The 14,362-nt window shown below is 64.0% G+C and carries 17 protein-coding genes; 8 read left to right on the top strand and 9 right to left on the bottom strand.

Going from position 1 to position 14,362, the window contains the following annotated elements; genetic code table 11:
- Positions 1-24: 24 nt before the first annotated feature.
- Positions 25-924: a LysR family transcriptional regulator gene (locus tag QC821_RS17280; protein ID WP_309724097.1), complete on the top strand. Its 900-nt coding sequence runs from the start codon at positions 25-27 to the stop codon at positions 922-924.
- A gap of 19 nt (positions 925-943) precedes the next feature.
- On the opposite strand, the gene bfr is transcribed toward QC821_RS17280, so the two are convergent.
- Together bfr and QC821_RS17270 are read right to left on the bottom strand one after the other, a co-directional pair.
- Positions 944-1,411, bottom strand: a complete 468-nt coding sequence (gene bfr, locus QC821_RS17275) for a bacterioferritin (protein WP_076749084.1) — start codon at positions 1,409-1,411, stop codon at positions 944-946.
- Positions 1,412-1,568: 157 nt separating this feature from the next.
- On the bottom strand, positions 1,569-2,474 hold the full coding sequence (locus tag QC821_RS17270) for a LysR substrate-binding domain-containing protein (protein ID WP_309724095.1): 906 nt from the start codon (positions 2,472-2,474) through the stop codon (positions 1,569-1,571).
- 102 nt (positions 2,475-2,576) lie between these two features.
- On the opposite strand from QC821_RS17270, the gene QC821_RS17265 reads away from it, so the two are divergent.
- The 3 genes from QC821_RS17265 to QC821_RS17255 all read left to right on the top strand — a co-directional run bounded on the left by QC821_RS17265 (position 2,577) and on the right by QC821_RS17255 (position 6,141).
- On the top strand, positions 2,577-3,743 hold the full coding sequence (locus tag QC821_RS17265; RefSeq protein ID WP_309724094.1) for a mandelate racemase/muconate lactonizing enzyme family protein: 1,167 nt from the start codon (positions 2,577-2,579) through the stop codon (positions 3,741-3,743).
- 216 nt (positions 3,744-3,959) lie between these two features.
- Positions 3,960-4,805: an EamA family transporter gene (locus QC821_RS17260; protein ID WP_309724093.1), complete on the top strand. Its 846-nt coding sequence runs from the start codon at positions 3,960-3,962 to the stop codon at positions 4,803-4,805.
- Between the two features lie 169 nt (positions 4,806-4,974).
- Entirely contained in the window at positions 4,975-6,141 is a 1,167-nt protein-coding gene (locus QC821_RS17255) for a DUF1835 domain-containing protein (protein WP_309724092.1), read from the top strand.
- 61 nt (positions 6,142-6,202) lie between these two features.
- Here QC821_RS17255 and QC821_RS17250 read toward each other — a convergent pair whose 3' ends face one another.
- Positions 6,203-7,030 (bottom strand): SDR family oxidoreductase, encoded by an 828-nt coding sequence (locus QC821_RS17250; RefSeq protein WP_309724091.1) that lies wholly within the window; start codon positions 7,028-7,030, stop codon positions 6,203-6,205.
- Positions 7,031-7,136: 106 nt separating this feature from the next.
- Between QC821_RS17250 and QC821_RS17245 the strand changes: the two genes are divergently transcribed.
- The gene (locus QC821_RS17245; RefSeq protein ID WP_309724089.1) at positions 7,137-8,069 is read left to right on the top strand and encodes a LysR family transcriptional regulator; all 933 of its coding nucleotides are present in this window, start codon (positions 7,137-7,139) and stop codon (positions 8,067-8,069) included.
- Between the two features lie 93 nt (positions 8,070-8,162).
- Here QC821_RS17245 and QC821_RS17240 read toward each other — a convergent pair whose 3' ends face one another.
- Entirely contained in the window at positions 8,163-9,086 is a 924-nt protein-coding gene (locus QC821_RS17240) for a DMT family transporter (protein ID WP_309724087.1), read from the bottom strand.
- Positions 9,087-9,296: 210 nt separating this feature from the next.
- Between QC821_RS17240 and QC821_RS17235 the strand changes: the two genes are divergently transcribed.
- Together QC821_RS17235 and QC821_RS17230 are read left to right on the top strand one after the other, a co-directional pair.
- Positions 9,297-9,725, top strand: coding sequence for a GFA family protein (locus QC821_RS17235; protein ID WP_309724086.1), 429 nt, complete (start codon positions 9,297-9,299; stop codon positions 9,723-9,725).
- Positions 9,726-9,831: 106 nt separating this feature from the next.
- The gene (locus QC821_RS17230) at positions 9,832-10,428 is read left to right on the top strand and encodes a hypothetical protein (RefSeq protein WP_309724084.1); all 597 of its coding nucleotides are present in this window, start codon (positions 9,832-9,834) and stop codon (positions 10,426-10,428) included.
- Between the two features lie 19 nt (positions 10,429-10,447).
- On the opposite strand, the gene QC821_RS17225 is transcribed toward QC821_RS17230, so the two are convergent.
- The gene (locus tag QC821_RS17225) at positions 10,448-10,615 is read right to left on the bottom strand and encodes a hypothetical protein (protein WP_309724082.1); all 168 of its coding nucleotides are present in this window, start codon (positions 10,613-10,615) and stop codon (positions 10,448-10,450) included.
- A gap of 105 nt (positions 10,616-10,720) precedes the next feature.
- On the opposite strand from QC821_RS17225, the gene QC821_RS17220 reads away from it, so the two are divergent.
- Positions 10,721-11,266 carry a DUF2380 domain-containing protein gene (locus QC821_RS17220; RefSeq protein ID WP_309724080.1) on the top strand — a complete coding sequence of 182 codons (546 nt, stop codon included), beginning with the start codon at positions 10,721-10,723 and terminating at the stop codon, positions 11,264-11,266.
- Positions 11,267-11,286: 20 nt separating this feature from the next.
- Here QC821_RS17220 and hmuQ read toward each other — a convergent pair whose 3' ends face one another.
- From hmuQ to QC821_RS17200, 4 genes are all read right to left on the bottom strand, one after another.
- Positions 11,287-11,619, bottom strand: a complete 333-nt coding sequence (gene hmuQ / locus QC821_RS17215) for a heme-degrading protein HmuQ (protein WP_309724079.1) — start codon at positions 11,617-11,619, stop codon at positions 11,287-11,289.
- Between the two features lie 129 nt (positions 11,620-11,748).
- Positions 11,749-13,056 (bottom strand): MFS transporter, encoded by a 1,308-nt coding sequence (locus QC821_RS17210; RefSeq protein ID WP_309724077.1) that lies wholly within the window; start codon positions 13,054-13,056, stop codon positions 11,749-11,751.
- Positions 13,053-13,619: a TetR/AcrR family transcriptional regulator gene (locus tag QC821_RS17205; protein WP_309724074.1), complete on the bottom strand. Its 567-nt coding sequence runs from the start codon at positions 13,617-13,619 to the stop codon at positions 13,053-13,055. Before QC821_RS17205 ends, QC821_RS17210 begins: the two co-directional genes overlap by 4 nt.
- 182 nt (positions 13,620-13,801) lie before the next feature.
- The gene (locus tag QC821_RS17200; protein WP_309724073.1) at positions 13,802-14,290 is read right to left on the bottom strand and encodes a pyridoxamine 5'-phosphate oxidase family protein; all 489 of its coding nucleotides are present in this window, start codon (positions 14,288-14,290) and stop codon (positions 13,802-13,804) included.
- Positions 14,291-14,362: the final 72 nt, after the last annotated feature.

Below are 14,362 nucleotides of genomic sequence, written 5' to 3'. Positions count from 1 at the left end.
AGAGGTGTCGGCAGGAGGTGCCGCATGCAGCTCAAGTCTCTGCGCCTGTTAATGGGCGTGGCGGAAACCGGTAGTTTCGTGGCGACCGCTCAGCGGCTGCATACGGTGCAGTCCAACGTCACGGCGCATATCAAGAAGCTCGAAGATGAACTGGGCGTGCAGCTGGTGCATCGTAGCGGGCACGTCCGGCTGACCACGGCCGGGATGGCACTGGCTGAGTATGCCGAGCGCATGCTGAGCGCCCACGATGAAGCGGTATCGCTGTTCAAGGGCGACAAGGTGGCCGGCAGCCGGCTACGCATCGGCGCCATGGAAACCACCACGGCGCTGCGTCTGCCGCCCATCCTGGCCGCCTTCCATGGAGCCTATCCGGAGGTCGATCTGCAGCTGCAGACCGGCCCAACGGCGTCACTGGTCGAGCGGCTCACGGAAGGCTTGGTCGACTGCGTATTCGTGGCGGGGCGTCTCGATCACCCTCACTACCACCTCGAGAAGGTGTTCAGCGAAGAGCTGGTGCTGGTGAGCTCCACCCCCATGCTGGCCATGCCCAGCACCGAAGAGTTGTTGACCGCGACCTTTCTCGCTTTCCGTCAGGGCTGCAGTTATCGCCAGCGTATCGAGCTGCTGCTGGCTTACTGCGGCGTCAGCGCGGCGAGGATCTTCGACCTTGGCTCGCTGGACGCCATGCTCGGATGCGTCGCTGCCGGCATGGGCTACACCGTGCTGCCAAGGACCACGGTGGAGGCCCATCAACACCGCTTCGCGATTCACTGCCTGGCACTGCCAGCCCCCATTGCGCAGGTCGACACCTACTTCGCCGCCGCCCAGCCGGCCACCTGGACGCCGGCGCTGGCGCGCTTCGTCGACACCCTGCGCCAAGTGGCGGCTAGCGATACCCGCCGTTCAGAGTCGGGTGGCGGGTAGTGCCGCCAGGCGTCCTGGCTTACATCTGCGCCTGCAGGTAGTTCTCTCTGCCCAGCATCTTGATCAAGCGCAGCTGCTGCTCCAGCCAGTAGGCGTGGTCCTCTTCGGTGTCGGCCAGCAGCCCCAGCAGCACGCTGCGGGTCTGAAAGTCGCTCTCCCGCTCGCACAGCGCGATGGCATCCTTCAGGGCGTCGCCCACCTCGTACTCGAGCTGCAGGTCGTTGCCGAGCATCTCCTCCACGTCCTGACCCACGCGCACCGGTGTACGGGTGTGCATGTCGGGCTTGCCTTCAAGGAACAGGATCCGCTCGATCAGCTGCTTGGCATGGTCCTTCTCATCGTCGAACTCATGGGCGATGCGCTCGTAGAGCTTGGTGAAGCCCCAGTCGGCATACATCTCGGAGTGGATGAAATACTGGTCCATGGCGGCGAGCTCTGCCGCGAGCAGGCCGTTCAAGGCGTCGATAATGTTCTGGTTGCCTTTCATGGGGTTACCTTCATTAGCACGATGTATAGGTAGTGCATCCTAGAGAGAATTGCGCTATTGGTCAATTTTTCCTTTAAATTCAGTGTCTTGATATTAATTTCGCGTGCGATTTGCATTCGGTTTCCAGCGTGCCGGCGCGCTGCTTGAGCGAATGGACTTAATCGATCGCCCTGGCGTGCTGGATCGTCACGGCTTGCCAGAGCGCCTGCGCCGCTCGGCCGCTGAGTTCACGCTCGCGGTAGAGCTTGATGGCGACGGGGAGGCTCCACTCCGCGTCGCCGGCCGCCACCAGCCTTCCCGCGTCCAGGTCGTCCTCGACCAGGGTGCGCGGCAGCCAGGCGACGCCGTGGCCATCCAACGCCATGGTGCGCAGTACCGAGGCGGCATGGGCGGTGAAGGCCGTGTGCGTGGCCGCCAGGCGCTGGTCGAATACCGAGCGGATGATACGCCCCAGGCCCGACTCCTCGCTGTACTGCAGCAGCGGCACGCTGGCCTCGGCGCCCAGTAGGTGGCGGGCTCCGCCTTGCTCGTCGGGTGAGCAGACGGGGATCAACTCGTCGTCGCCGACCTGGATGGCGAGGTAGGCATCCGCATCCAACGCACCCGGCGCCTGCGCGTGGGCATGGCTCAGCACGAACTGGGCCTTGCCCTCCTGCATCAGCGCTTCGCAGCGCTGCAGCACATCCGACATCAGCTGCACCGACGCTAGTGCCGTGGTCGACTCCAGGCCGCGCAACCAGCGTGGCAGGAAGGTGAAGGAGAGCGCGTGGGTAGAGGCCAGGCGCAGCGTCACCGAGCTGGCTTCGGCGACCCGCTGGGCATCGCCCGGCACCCGTGAGACCCGTGCCAGCAGATCCTGCGCCACCCCGAGAAACCACTCGCCAACCTCCGTCAGTCTGGCGGGCTGAGTGCTTCTGTCGAATAGCTCGGCGCCGACCCATGCTTCCAGCGCCCGTATGCGGCGGCTGAACGCCGGCTGGGAGCTGTGACGCTCCTCCGCCGCGCGGGAAAAGTTGCCCGTTGGCGCCAGGGCCAGGAAGTCTTCGAGCCAGATCAGGTTCACGGTCGGTTCGTCCCGTGCATGACATCAGCGAAATTGAGCATTGGCGGGGAGCCTCTCGGTGGGACGATCATGGCTAGACGTGGTAACCCTTGGAGGCCAAGTATGAAGATCGTCGAGATTCGCGAAAAGACCGTTCCCATCAGTTCGTCCATCCGCAACGCCTACATCGACTTCAGCAAGATGACGCTGAGCCTGGTGGCCGTCATCACCGACGTGGTGCGCGATGGCAAGCCGGTGGTGGGCTACGGTTTCAACTCCAACGGGCGCTATGGCCAGGGCACCCTGATGCGCGAGCGCTTCATCCCCCGGGTGATGGAGGCCGACCCGGAAGCCCTGCTCGATGCCAGCGGCAGCAATCTCGATCCGCACAAGATCTGGGATGCCATGTTCATCAACGAGAAGCCCGGCGGGCACGGCGAGCGCTCGGTTGCCATGGGCACCATCGACATGGCGGTGTGGGACGCCGTGGCCAAGATCGAAGAAAAACCGCTGTTCCAGCTGCTGGCCGAACGCTACGGCAACGGCCAGCCCGACCGTCGGGTGTTCGTCTACGCCGCCGGTGGCTACTACTACCCGGGACAAGACTACCGCAAGCTGCAGGATGAGATGCGCAGCTATCTGGACCGCGGCTACAGTGTGGTCAAGAAGAAGATAGGCGGCGGCTCCCTGGAGGAGGACCTGCGCCGCATCGACGCCGTCATGGAGGTGCTGCAGGACGGCCAGAAGCTGTGCGTGGATGCCAACGGCCGCTTCGACCTGGAGACCGCAATCGCCTACGCCAAGGCGCTCTCGCAGTACGACCTGTTCTGGTACGAAGAGCCCGGCGACCCGCTCGACTTCGAGCTGCAGGCGACCCTGCGCAGCTTCTACACCAACCCCATGGCCACCGGCGAGAACCTCTTCTCGATGCAGGACGCGCGCAACCTGATCCGCTACGGCGGCATGCGCCCCGACCGCGACTGGCTGCAGTTCGACTGTGCGCTGAGCTATGGCCTGGTCGAATACCTGCGCACCCTCGATATGCTCAAGGAGCATGGCTGGTCGGCGAGCCGTTGCGTTCCTCACGGCGGCCACCAGATGTCGCTCAACATCGCCGCTGGCCTGGGCCTTGGCGGCAATGAGTCCTACCCCGACCTGTTCCAGCCCTTCGGCGGCTTTCCTGACGGTGTGCGCGTGGAAAACAGCTTCGTCACGCTCCCCGACCTTCCCGGTATCGGCTTCGAGGGCAAGGCCGACCTGTACCGCGAGATGCAGGCGCTGTCGGCCTGAGCTTCTCGAATGCCCTGGCAGGCTGAACGCCTGAAGCATCGCCCTGGCTGTTCACGGCCAGGGCGGCGTCGTTTCTGACTACACTTTGATGCCCTTTTATCAGCAGACGCTGGGAAAGGTATATTGCGCTACGCTTAATCGCGATGAATCGCGTCGCCGAAGAGCGGTTGGTCCAATAGACGCGAAGCCTCTCTCCAATGCCTAGAGAGTTAACGAATGAGCCTGGAAATCACCCTGGTCGTCTTACTGGCTGCGCTGTTCAATGCAAGTTGGAATGCGATCGTCAAAGTAGGTGGCGACAGGGTTGCAGTCATGGCAGTGGTCACGCTATTCGGCAGTCTCATCTCGGCGTTTGCGTTGCCCTTCGTACCGCTCCCGGATCCCGCGAGTTGGCCACTTCTCGCCTTGGCCATCTTGATACACACGGCCTATCACTTCTCTTTGCCCATGGCCTATCAGCATGGCGATTTTGGCCAGGTCTATCCCATCGCCCGTGGGTCTGCGCCGCTGCTCGTTACCCTGGGGGCTGCGGTGTTTGCGGGAGAACTATTGGGTTTTCTGCCGATGCTCGGGGTGCTCTTCCTGGCGGTCGGCGTGATGTCCTTGTCACTCGATACCCGAACGGGCCTCACCAGGAATCCCCGGGCGATTCTGCTGGCTCTTGGCACAGGTGCTTTAATCGCGTCCTACACACTGGTAGGCGGCCTTGGCGCACGCCAGGCGGGGTCGGTGCTGGGTTTTGCCGTGTGCTTGACCATCGGCAATGGACTGCTGACGTTTCTCATTGCAAGTACCTGGAAGCACAAGGCCATAAAAGCTGTTGTCTGCGGAAATCTGGTGCCTGCAGCACTTGGCGGCGGAATGCAGGTGGGGGCGTACTGGATCGTCATCTGGGCGATGGCTTACGCACCACTCGGCATGGTCTCGGCCCTGCGTGAAACTGGCGTGTTGTTCGCTGCGCTGATCTCCACCTTTATCTTGAAAGAAGGCTTCGGGGTTTGGCGGTTCATTTCCTCCGGGCTGATCGCCTGCGGTATCGCGCTGACACGCTATAAGCCATAGCGGCCTCTCAAACCAGGCTGGATTGACGCTCCTGTGTTTTTCGGAGAGGCTAAGGGCAGCGCCGCAAGGCGTCCCCGTCCGCGGAAAGGGCTGCGCCCATCGCTTCACATCACGGATTCCATACGACTCCCGGCCTGCCCGGCGGACACAGGCGCATGGAGGGAATCGTATGTCCACGCTCCCCCGGCGTGACGCCACGTCACACGGCCGTTTCAATCTCGAACAGCAGCGCAAGCGTGCCAAGGAGCTGCTCAAGGCGGCACGTGCCGACGAGCCTGCCGCCCTGGCACGAATTCTTCAGCAGATCCCCCCGCGCGAGGCACCGCTGAAGCTCGCGGATGCTCAGTTTGTCATCGCCCGTGAGTGCGGTTTCCCTAGTTGGCCGAGGCTCAAGGTGCATATCGAATCGCTTGACGCCTCGCGGCTGCTATTGCGCGAGTGCGGTGACAGCGATATGGACACGCTGCATTTACGCTGCGGCTCGGATATCGAGCACACCCTGCCTACCGCCGGCTTCGAGGGTGATTTCCTCGAGTTCTCCGATCCGTTCTGCATCGGCCCGCTGCAGGATCTTTCGCCCGAGGCGCTGATGCGCATGCGTGCCAGCTTTTTGGCGGAGGTTTCCGGCATGGCTGAGCGTGATGCACTGGCCCGGCTGCGCAAAGGCTACGAGGCATTGGACCAACTCAGGCGCTATGAGCGGTTGGTGCTGTGGTTCGAGCACGATAGCTACGACCAGTTGATCCTAGCCTACCTGCTGCACCGGCTGCATGCGGACCCACCGAAGGCCAGAATCGAGCTGGTGGCGGTGGAGTCAGTGCCCGGCGTGGAACGCTTTATCGGCATCGGCCAGCTCGCCCCGGATCTGCTCGCCTGGCTGTGGCGGCAGCGCCGCCCCGTTGAGACGCCATTGCTCGAGTTGGGCACTCGGGCTTGGCAGGCACTCACTGCCGAAAGCCCCGAAGCGCTACAGGCACTGGCCGCCACCGGCACGCCGGCCCTGCCGATGATGGGCCGCGCGCTGGCCCGGCACCTGCAGGAGCGGCCCGCCGCAGACACTGGCCTAGGCTTGACGGAACGACTGACGCTCGAGATCGTACGCGACCACGGCCCGCTGCCGGTGGGCAAGGCGTTCTCCTATCTGATGCGCGAGTACGAGCCGCTGCCCTACCTGGGCGACCTGATGTTCTGGTGGCTGCTGCAACCGCTGATCGATGCACCAGAGCCGCTGCTTGCCATCAGCGCCACCCATCAGGAGTGGCCCCACCGCCAGCTCGCGCTGACGGCGCGGGGCTGGGCCGTACTCGGGGGGCTCCAGGATGGCTCTCACACATGACTCTGCTAGTGCCAGCATCGCTGTTCTGGCAGCCGGTTCGTTGGCTCCAGCGACGCTGGAGTCAATCAGTGTCAGCCGAAAGCGCCACTGCACGCTGTGCCTCAAGCGCCTGGAGCCGTTCTTCCAGCGCCTGCTTGATGCCGGTATACGCCGAGCTGCCGAGCGCCAGCCGCAAGGGTGGATTCGTCTGGTCGGCGGCGGCGATCATGGCGTCTACCGTTCTGGCGGCATCACCCTTTATCTCGAAGTTGCCATCCGCCACGGCACGCCTGACGTCGCCCGCCGGCGTTGCCTCATAGGCCTCCATGGGCGTTCCGTGCACGAGCCCGGTGGCGAAGTCGGTCGCGGTGGGGCCCGGTTCCACAATCAGGAAATCGATCCCGAGCGGCGCCACGTCCTGGGCCGTCGATTCGACGAACCCCTCGATGCCCCACTTGGTGGCGTGGTAGAGCGAGAAGTTGGGATAGGCTTTCTGGCCGCCTTCCGAGGAGACCTGTACGATGCGCCCGCCGCCCTGGGCGCGCAGGTGGGGTAGTACCGCCCGGATCAGTTGGATCGAGCCGGTGAGATTGGTGGTGATCTGGTGGTCTATCTGCTCGTCGCTGAGCTCTTCGGCGGCGCCGAAGAGGCCATAGCCGGCGTTGGACACCACCACATCGATCCTGCCCATGCGCTCGAAGGCCTGGCGAGTAACCTCGCGGATCCGCGGTACATCGGTCAGGTCGAGTGTCAGCACCAACAGGCGTTCGCCATGTGCCTGCTGCAGCGCGTCGAGTACGCCCTCCCGGCGCAGCGTGGCGACCACGCGATCGCCGCGTGCCAGTAGCTGTTCGGTCATCAGTCGGCCGAGACCTGAGGAGGCTCCGGTAATCAACCATGTTTTGCTCATCGTTCTGTTCCTTCCTAGCGGGTGGGTTGGCCAGTTCATGGTGGTACTCCCGATTGGAAAGCAGAAGTCGTCTAGTATGGGATGATGACGTGAGAGGAATTCACCAATGACCAAGCCGACACTGGCCGACCTCGATGCCTTTGCGGTGGTAGCCGCCGAGCGGAGCTTTCGCCGCGCGGCCGATCTCATCGGCGTCTCGCGCTCGGCATTGAGCCACCGCATGAGACATCTGGAAGAGCAGCTGGGCGTCAGGTTGTTACACCGCACCACCCGGAGTGTCACCCTGACCGATGCCGGCAGTCGGTTTCTGGCGCGCATAACGCCGACCTTGAGGGAGCTGGATGCCACGCTGGATACGCTCGCCGACGACCGCGGCGAACCCAGCGGTCAGCTGCGCATCAATGCCGGCAAGGAGGCGATCCGGCTGCTGATAGCCCATGTCGTTCCCGCCTACCTGCGCCAATACCCCGCGGTAGAGCTCGACCTCGTCAGCGAAGGGCGGCTCGTCGATATCGTCGAGCAGGGGTTCGATGCCGGGGTCCGGCTGGGGGAGGCGGTGCCCCAGGACATGATTGCGGTGAAGCTGGGCGATGACTTGCGATTCCTCGCCGTGGCCTCGCCGGACTACCTGCACCGCTTCGGCACGCCCAAGGTGCCCGACGATCTACACAAGCATCACTGCATTCGCCAACGGCTGCCCAGCGGCAAGCGATACCGCTGGGAGTTCGAACGCCGAGGGCAGGAGATCGCCATCGATGTGCCCGGCACCCTGACGCTCGACGATATCGGCCTCATGGTCGACGCGGCGGCCGACGGCCTCGGTATCGCCTTCGTTCCTGAGGTTGCGGCCCGCGACCGGCTCGCCACGGGCCAGCTCGTTGCGGTGTTGGAAGCATGGAGCCCGCCGTACCCCGGCTTGATGCTCTACTATCCCGGGCATCGCCACGTGCCCGCGGCGCTGCGCGCCTTCATCGACCTGATGAAGGCGCCGGACACCCAGGCCAGCATGCGTAGGGCGCAGATTAACGATGGCGTCTAGCCAACTACCGGCGGCTGCTCCAGCTGCCCCGTTTCGTCATGATCGCCGTCGTAGTGCTTCGTGAGGGAAACGGCGACAGCCAGGACGTGTGGCTCACTGATCGGTTTCGGCGAGAATCCGCTGCGGGTCCGGGGCGCCGTCGGCCACCTTGCGGCGCTGACGTAGCAGGTCCAGCAGGCCACTGCCGAGCAGGGCGGCGAGGATCAGGCCACCGCCAACGAAGGCCAGTGGCGGCGGCACCTCGCCCACCCACCACCACACCAGCAGGGTCCCCACCAGGGTCTCCAGCAGCATCACCAGGCTGGCCTCGGCGCCGGTCAGGTAGCGGGGCCCGGTCTGGATCAGGTAGTAAGCCGCGGGCAGGAACACCAGCCCCATCAGCAGCAGGCGCAGCAGATCCTGCATAGGAGGTAGCTGCATGCCGCCCAGGGCCAGGGCGGGCAGCAGCATCACCAGGCAGCCCAGGGGCAGGATCACGGTGGTATCCACGCCGCGCTGGGCGCTTGCCACGGTCATGTTGACGGCAATCGTCAGCGGGATTGCCAGGGCCACCACCATCCCCAGCGGCGAGCCCTGTCCCATCTCACCGGCGGCCATCAGTCCCGCCCCCAGTACGCAGAGCACGATCACTAACCAGGTCTGTATTCTGAGGCGCTGACCAAATAGCAGCAGGCCCAGCAGCCCCGCCACCAGGGGCGCCAGGTTCTGGATCACCAGCACGTTGCCGGCGGCGGTCAGCCGTACTGCCGCCACGAAGCCCCAGGCACTGCCGGCAAAGGCCAGTGGGCACCACACTGCCGCCGAGCCACAGGCGCGCACTGCTCCGGGCAGCCCGCGGCCATAGCGGGCCAGGGCTACCATGCCCAGCACCACGCCCAGCAGCAGAGCCCGCCAGAACACGAAGACCTCCACCTCGACCTGCGTGTCCTTGACGAAGAGGGCATCCGGGGAGAGCAACAGCACCCCGGCGCCGGTGATCAGGTAGCCACGGGCGCGCCTCGGGAGTCCTTGCCACATGGGGTATCTCCTTGAACAGCGGTCCCGCTAGTCTCGGCGCTGGCCAAATAAGCGCAGGTCGGGAAACGTCCCCGGCCTGCGTAGTCACGACACAGCGAGGTTTTTACCAACCATATGCCACCCTGCATCCGCACAATTCTCATAGGCAGGAAAAGTGGCACTCGAGGCCGAAATGGGTATCGTGACACAAGGCCACCAGGAGGATGTGTGATGCTCTACGGAAGCTGTCTTTGCGGAAAGATATGCTACGAAGTCAGCGCCGAGATCGACGAAGTTTCCATGTGCCACTGCAAGCAGTGCCAGAAAGCGCAGGGCTCTGCCTTTGTCGCCGTGGCGCCGATTCGCTCGGCCGACTTCCGTATCACCCAGGGCGCGGAATACTTGACGGAGTACCGCGCCACGCCGAACAAGGCGCGGGTGTTCTGCTCGGTGTGCGGCAGCCCGCTGTATAGTGCCCGCGACGACAGGCCCGAGGCCAAGCGGCTGCGGCTTGGCACCCTGGATACACCGGTAACGCCGAGTAAGCGCTACCACGGCTGGGTGTCGTCCAAGGCTGAGTGGTTCGATCTCGGCGATGAGTTGCCCAAGTTTCCGGAAGCCTCGCGACCTCTGGGTGCCCGCCGCGAGCCTAAAGGATGAGGTGGCGCGTATCACACCGCTCGATGCCGCCTAGTGGTAATCGACATCGGCCTAGACGCCACGTGTCCGCAGTATTGTGCGCCCATTACACTCTGAGGTGAACGCCATGCCCCGACGCTTTCTCGCTATGTTGCCCGCGCTGCTGCTTGCTGGTTTCGCGCTGGCGTCTGAGCAGCACCAACATCACTCATCCTACGCCGGCCTCGAGGAGCGTGAGATCAAGACCCTGTCGCAGGACGATATCGAAGAGCTGCGCCGCGGCGGCGGCTGGGGCCTGGCGCTGCCGGCCGAGTTGAATGGCGTGCCGGGGCCGGCGCATCTGCTCGAGCTGAGCGACGAGATTCCCCTGACGGATGGGCAGGTGGCGGAAGTCGAAGCGCTGTTCGAACGCATGCGCGAGGCCGCGATTCCCGCCGGTGAGCGGCTGATAGAGGCCGAGCGCGCCATCGAGAAGGGCTTTGCCGAACGCAGCCTGGACGAGGAGGGACTTCGCCAGCGGCTCGCCGACGCCGAGGAAGCACGGGCCGAACTACGCTTCGTGCACCTGGCTACCCACCTCGACACGCTGCCGATTCTCGATGACGACCAGGTGGCGCGATATAACCTACTGCGCGGCTATACCAACCAGCAGGGCGACCCCTGCGACAACGTGCCCGATGGCCACGATCCCGAGCGCTACCGTCAGCACATGGGCTGCGATTGACACTGGTCTCGCTTCAGCATTAGCGGGAATTGTCGCTCTTGCCTGGCGCGCTTTTCAGCATGCCGGTGCCAACGACCACCGCTTTTCCAGCAATCCGAATCACCCAGTCACTTCCATCGAAGTCGGCGCTGGCGAAGATCTGGTTAGGCCGCCCCACCAGTCCAATGATGGCCGTAAAGCCGATCATACGCTAAGACTAAAACTAGCCATCTCCATCGGGCGGGCCAGGTTGGCAAGAAGGGCTGGCCTACTTGCCAGGCGCATGTTGCAAAGGTTCCACTCGGGAGGCGTCATGACCCCACATAGCGGTTATCGCTGGATGGCGCGCGGAAGCCATTTCCTGCTTCTGGTCATCACGATGCTGATGGCATCGATGGTGCTTGCCGATACCGGTAAAGCGACCCTGGCCTTGGCTCACTTCGATTTCCGTGACACCTCTGGTGAAGTCGACGATCAAAGCGCCGCGCATGAAGCGCGACTGTCGTCCCTCAATGAGACGTTGCACGCGGGGCTTGCCGGGAACCCAGAGATCACGCTGGTGGACCTTACCTGCGAGATGGAGCGCTGTACGCACCGCAGCCCAGGCCTGGACGCTCTTGTAGGGCAGGCCATGGCCAGTGGCGCGCAATATCTCCTTATCGGCGAGGTTCACAAGGTGAGCACGCTGATTGGAAGGGCAAATCTGGCGGTGTTGGATCTGAACGACAACAACACGTTAGCCTGCGAGCAACGGCTGTCGTATCGAGGTGATAGCGACGAAGCGTGGCAACGCATGGCGCAGTACGCCTTGCGTGATATCGAGGAGAGTTGCCTTCCACTGCTGGGTGCGTCGCGCTGATTGTCCAAACGCCTCGTACCTTAAGCCTCGCCCGCTTCGCTGATGGTCTGAATGACCTCGAAACCCTCGAACTTCGGCGGGCCGAGGTAGAGCCCCTCGCGGCGGCTCTGACCGGCGTTGGCGTGGGCGGCGCGGAACGCCTCGGAGTGCGTCCAGGCCTCGAAATCCTCGCGCGACTTCCAGATGGTGTGGGAGGCGTAGAGCACGTGATCCTCCTCCTCGGGGCCGCGCAGCATATGGAACTCGACGAAACCGGGCAGGCCCTGCAGATGGGTTTCCCGCTCCAGCCAGATCTGCTCGAACTCCTTCACCCGCTCGGGGTTGACCCGAAAACGGTTCATGGCGATAAACATGATGACGGTCGCTCCTTGTTGTCAGCCGGCAATGATGTCCGGGTGACGATGCCAGCTTACCCCATGCGGCACAAGGTGGAGCGGATCGAACCGCTTGGTGCGGCCCGATCGTGGCCGAACAGCCAGCCTCTAGTTCGTCTCGTCCTCTTCCACCGCCGGCTCCACCGGATCGCCGTTCTCATCCACCAACTGCTGGTCATACGCCGCCTGCAGGCCGGTATCTTCCACCGCGGGTGGTTCCTCTTGTGCCGTTTCTGGCGTTTCCTCCGTCCAGTCTGCCCAGTAGTCGATATGGCCCGGGTAGATCGGCGATAGCATCGACGCCAGGATGCCGACCATCGCGAAGATGGCAAAGGCATCGGCATAGCCGAGCCTATCGACCAGTGCACCGATGACCGGAGAACCAACCGCCTGGCCGAGCGCTACCGCCATGAAGGGCAACACAGGCCCCATCGAGAGCCGCCCCGGCAGCAGGCGGATGCCGGTCATCAGGTACAGCCCGGTGAGACTCATATAGGCCAGGCCGAAGACCAGCGCGGAGAAGATCGCCAACCCCAGCTGCCCCGGGCTCGCGGCGAGCAGCGCCAGGCTCGCGGCCAGCATCATCAGCATCAGGGCTTGGGTGATCGGCGGGTTATTGCGGTCGGCCAGGTCACTCACCATGGCCCCCCCGAGGCCGGCGATGCCCACGGCGAACCACAGCCAGCCGGTGTGTCCGGGGGAGAGGGCGCCGAGGGTCACCGCCAGGTCCGGCGCGAACAGCCAGTAGGGCGCCGACACAAAGCCCATGGCAAAGGCGAACAGCGTCAGCCGGGTGAGGCGGGACCACTGCTGTCGATTGATCGGCGGCGGCGGTACAGCGTTGGCGGGCACGATCCGCGACACCGAGGGGATGAAGAACCACGCCGCCACGACCCCGACGCCCGCCAGCACGGCAAACATGGCATAGGTAAAGCGCCAGGCATCGAACAGGAACACCACGGTGGGAACCGCCACGATGATGCCGATGCTGGTGCCGGCGTTCATGACCGAACTGACGCGACCGTGCATCGTGCGGCTCACCATGGCCTGCATGGCGGTGGTCAGTGCCGGCATCATCAAGCCGGTACAGATGCCGCAGATGAACACCCCGGCACCCAGCCACAGCGCGTCTGCGGCCTGGCTGATCAGCGTCAGGCCGCCGGCACCGAAGCCGCCGGAGAGCACCGCCAGGTTGCGCGCCCCCAGGCGCTCCGCGGCGAGCGGCGCGACCAGGGTGGCGAGCACGAAACTGATGAAGGGCAGCGCCCCGATAATACCGACCCGGTGGGCCGTCAGGTCCAGCTCGGCGCTGATGGAGGGCACGAACAGGCCGAAAGCGAAACGCGCAAGCCCGTAGCTGATGGCGATCAGCCCGGCACCAAACAGGGCAAACCCCATGTTCGACAAGGGCCTCATGGGGTATTGCTCCGGGCCGACGCCAGCAGGGTGTCGACCATGGCACGGGTGTCTGCCAGGGCCGTCTGGGCACCCAGCAGGGCCACCGCCATGTTGCTGCCTTCCAGCACCATGAACAGATGCCGCGCCAGGCCGGCGTGGTGCTCCAGGCTGTCGCGCGACACGGCATCTTCGAGGCGTGCCAGCAAGTCGGTCTTGGCGGCCGTTGCCAGGGCATGGATCTCGGCGCTGTGCTCGGCGAACTCGCCCATCGCCTTGGCCATGATGCAGCCATGCAGGCTGTAGCGCTGCAGCCAGTCGCCGTGTGCTTCCACCAGCGCCGAGGCGGCCTGGCCCGGCGGGGCGCTGGCCGTTGCGGCATCGAGGTGAGCCAGGAAGCGCGTATGGCGGGTCGCCAGCACGGCCATTACCAAGGCCTCCTTGGAAGCGAAATGATTGTAGAGCGTCATGCGCACCACGCCGGCCGCCGCGACGATGCGGTCGATGCCGGTGGCGTGGAAGCCCTGTTCATGGAAGAGCTGCTCGGCGGTGGCGAGCAGCTGGTCGCGCTTGGAGGCTGGCATCGGAGGATGTCCTATATAGACCGATCTATCTAAATATGCGCCCATCTAAGTACACGCCCGACAATGCTGTCAAGCGGCGCGTCAGCAGCTGTCGTCTAGCGGGGAGGGCGTTGCGAAAGGGGGCACCGGAATGGCAGGACGCCATTCCGGCATATCCATCAAAAACCGTCTGTATGGGGCTGTCAGCCGCCGAACTTCTCGTTTTCCCCTACGTTCGGGGTGGCGTCTTTGTTGACGTTGGCCTTGGCAAACTCGTAGAGCTGGAACGCCTTGCTCTCCTTGGCCTTCCAGTGCTCGCCCATGGTCACGTCGATCTCCAGCAGGGCGATGTCGGGGTCATCCTTGCCGCCGGTAAACCAGGCCGCGATGAAGGGGTTCCAGTACTTATCGATCAGCTCGCGGTCATCGGTCAGGTTGGCCGTGCCCGACAGCGACACATATACGCCCTTGTCCTGGTCGGAAAAGCTGAGGCAAACGTCATGGTCGCGGTTGGTTTCCGAGACCTTCTCGGCACTGCGCTTGGTGAAGAACCAGAGGGTGCCGTCATACTCCTTCTGAACCAGGTGCATGGGCCGGGCGCGCGGCATATCGCCGTCGAGCGTCACCAGCATGCCGACCTGGATATCCTTGATCATCTTCCATATCTTCTGCTTGTGCTCAGGGCTGGACATGGTTTCGACCTCCTGTCGATTGCGATGCGATGAACAGACAATCACGCTGGCAGTACCGAGCATGATGAAACC

It is taken from the genome of Franzmannia qiaohouensis (assembly GCF_031451695.1).
GTDB classification, from domain to species: domain Bacteria; phylum Pseudomonadota; class Gammaproteobacteria; order Pseudomonadales; family Halomonadaceae; genus Franzmannia; species Franzmannia qiaohouensis.
Note: the sequence above shows the minus strand (reverse complement) of the source record. Positions and strands in the feature narration are given on the sequence as shown.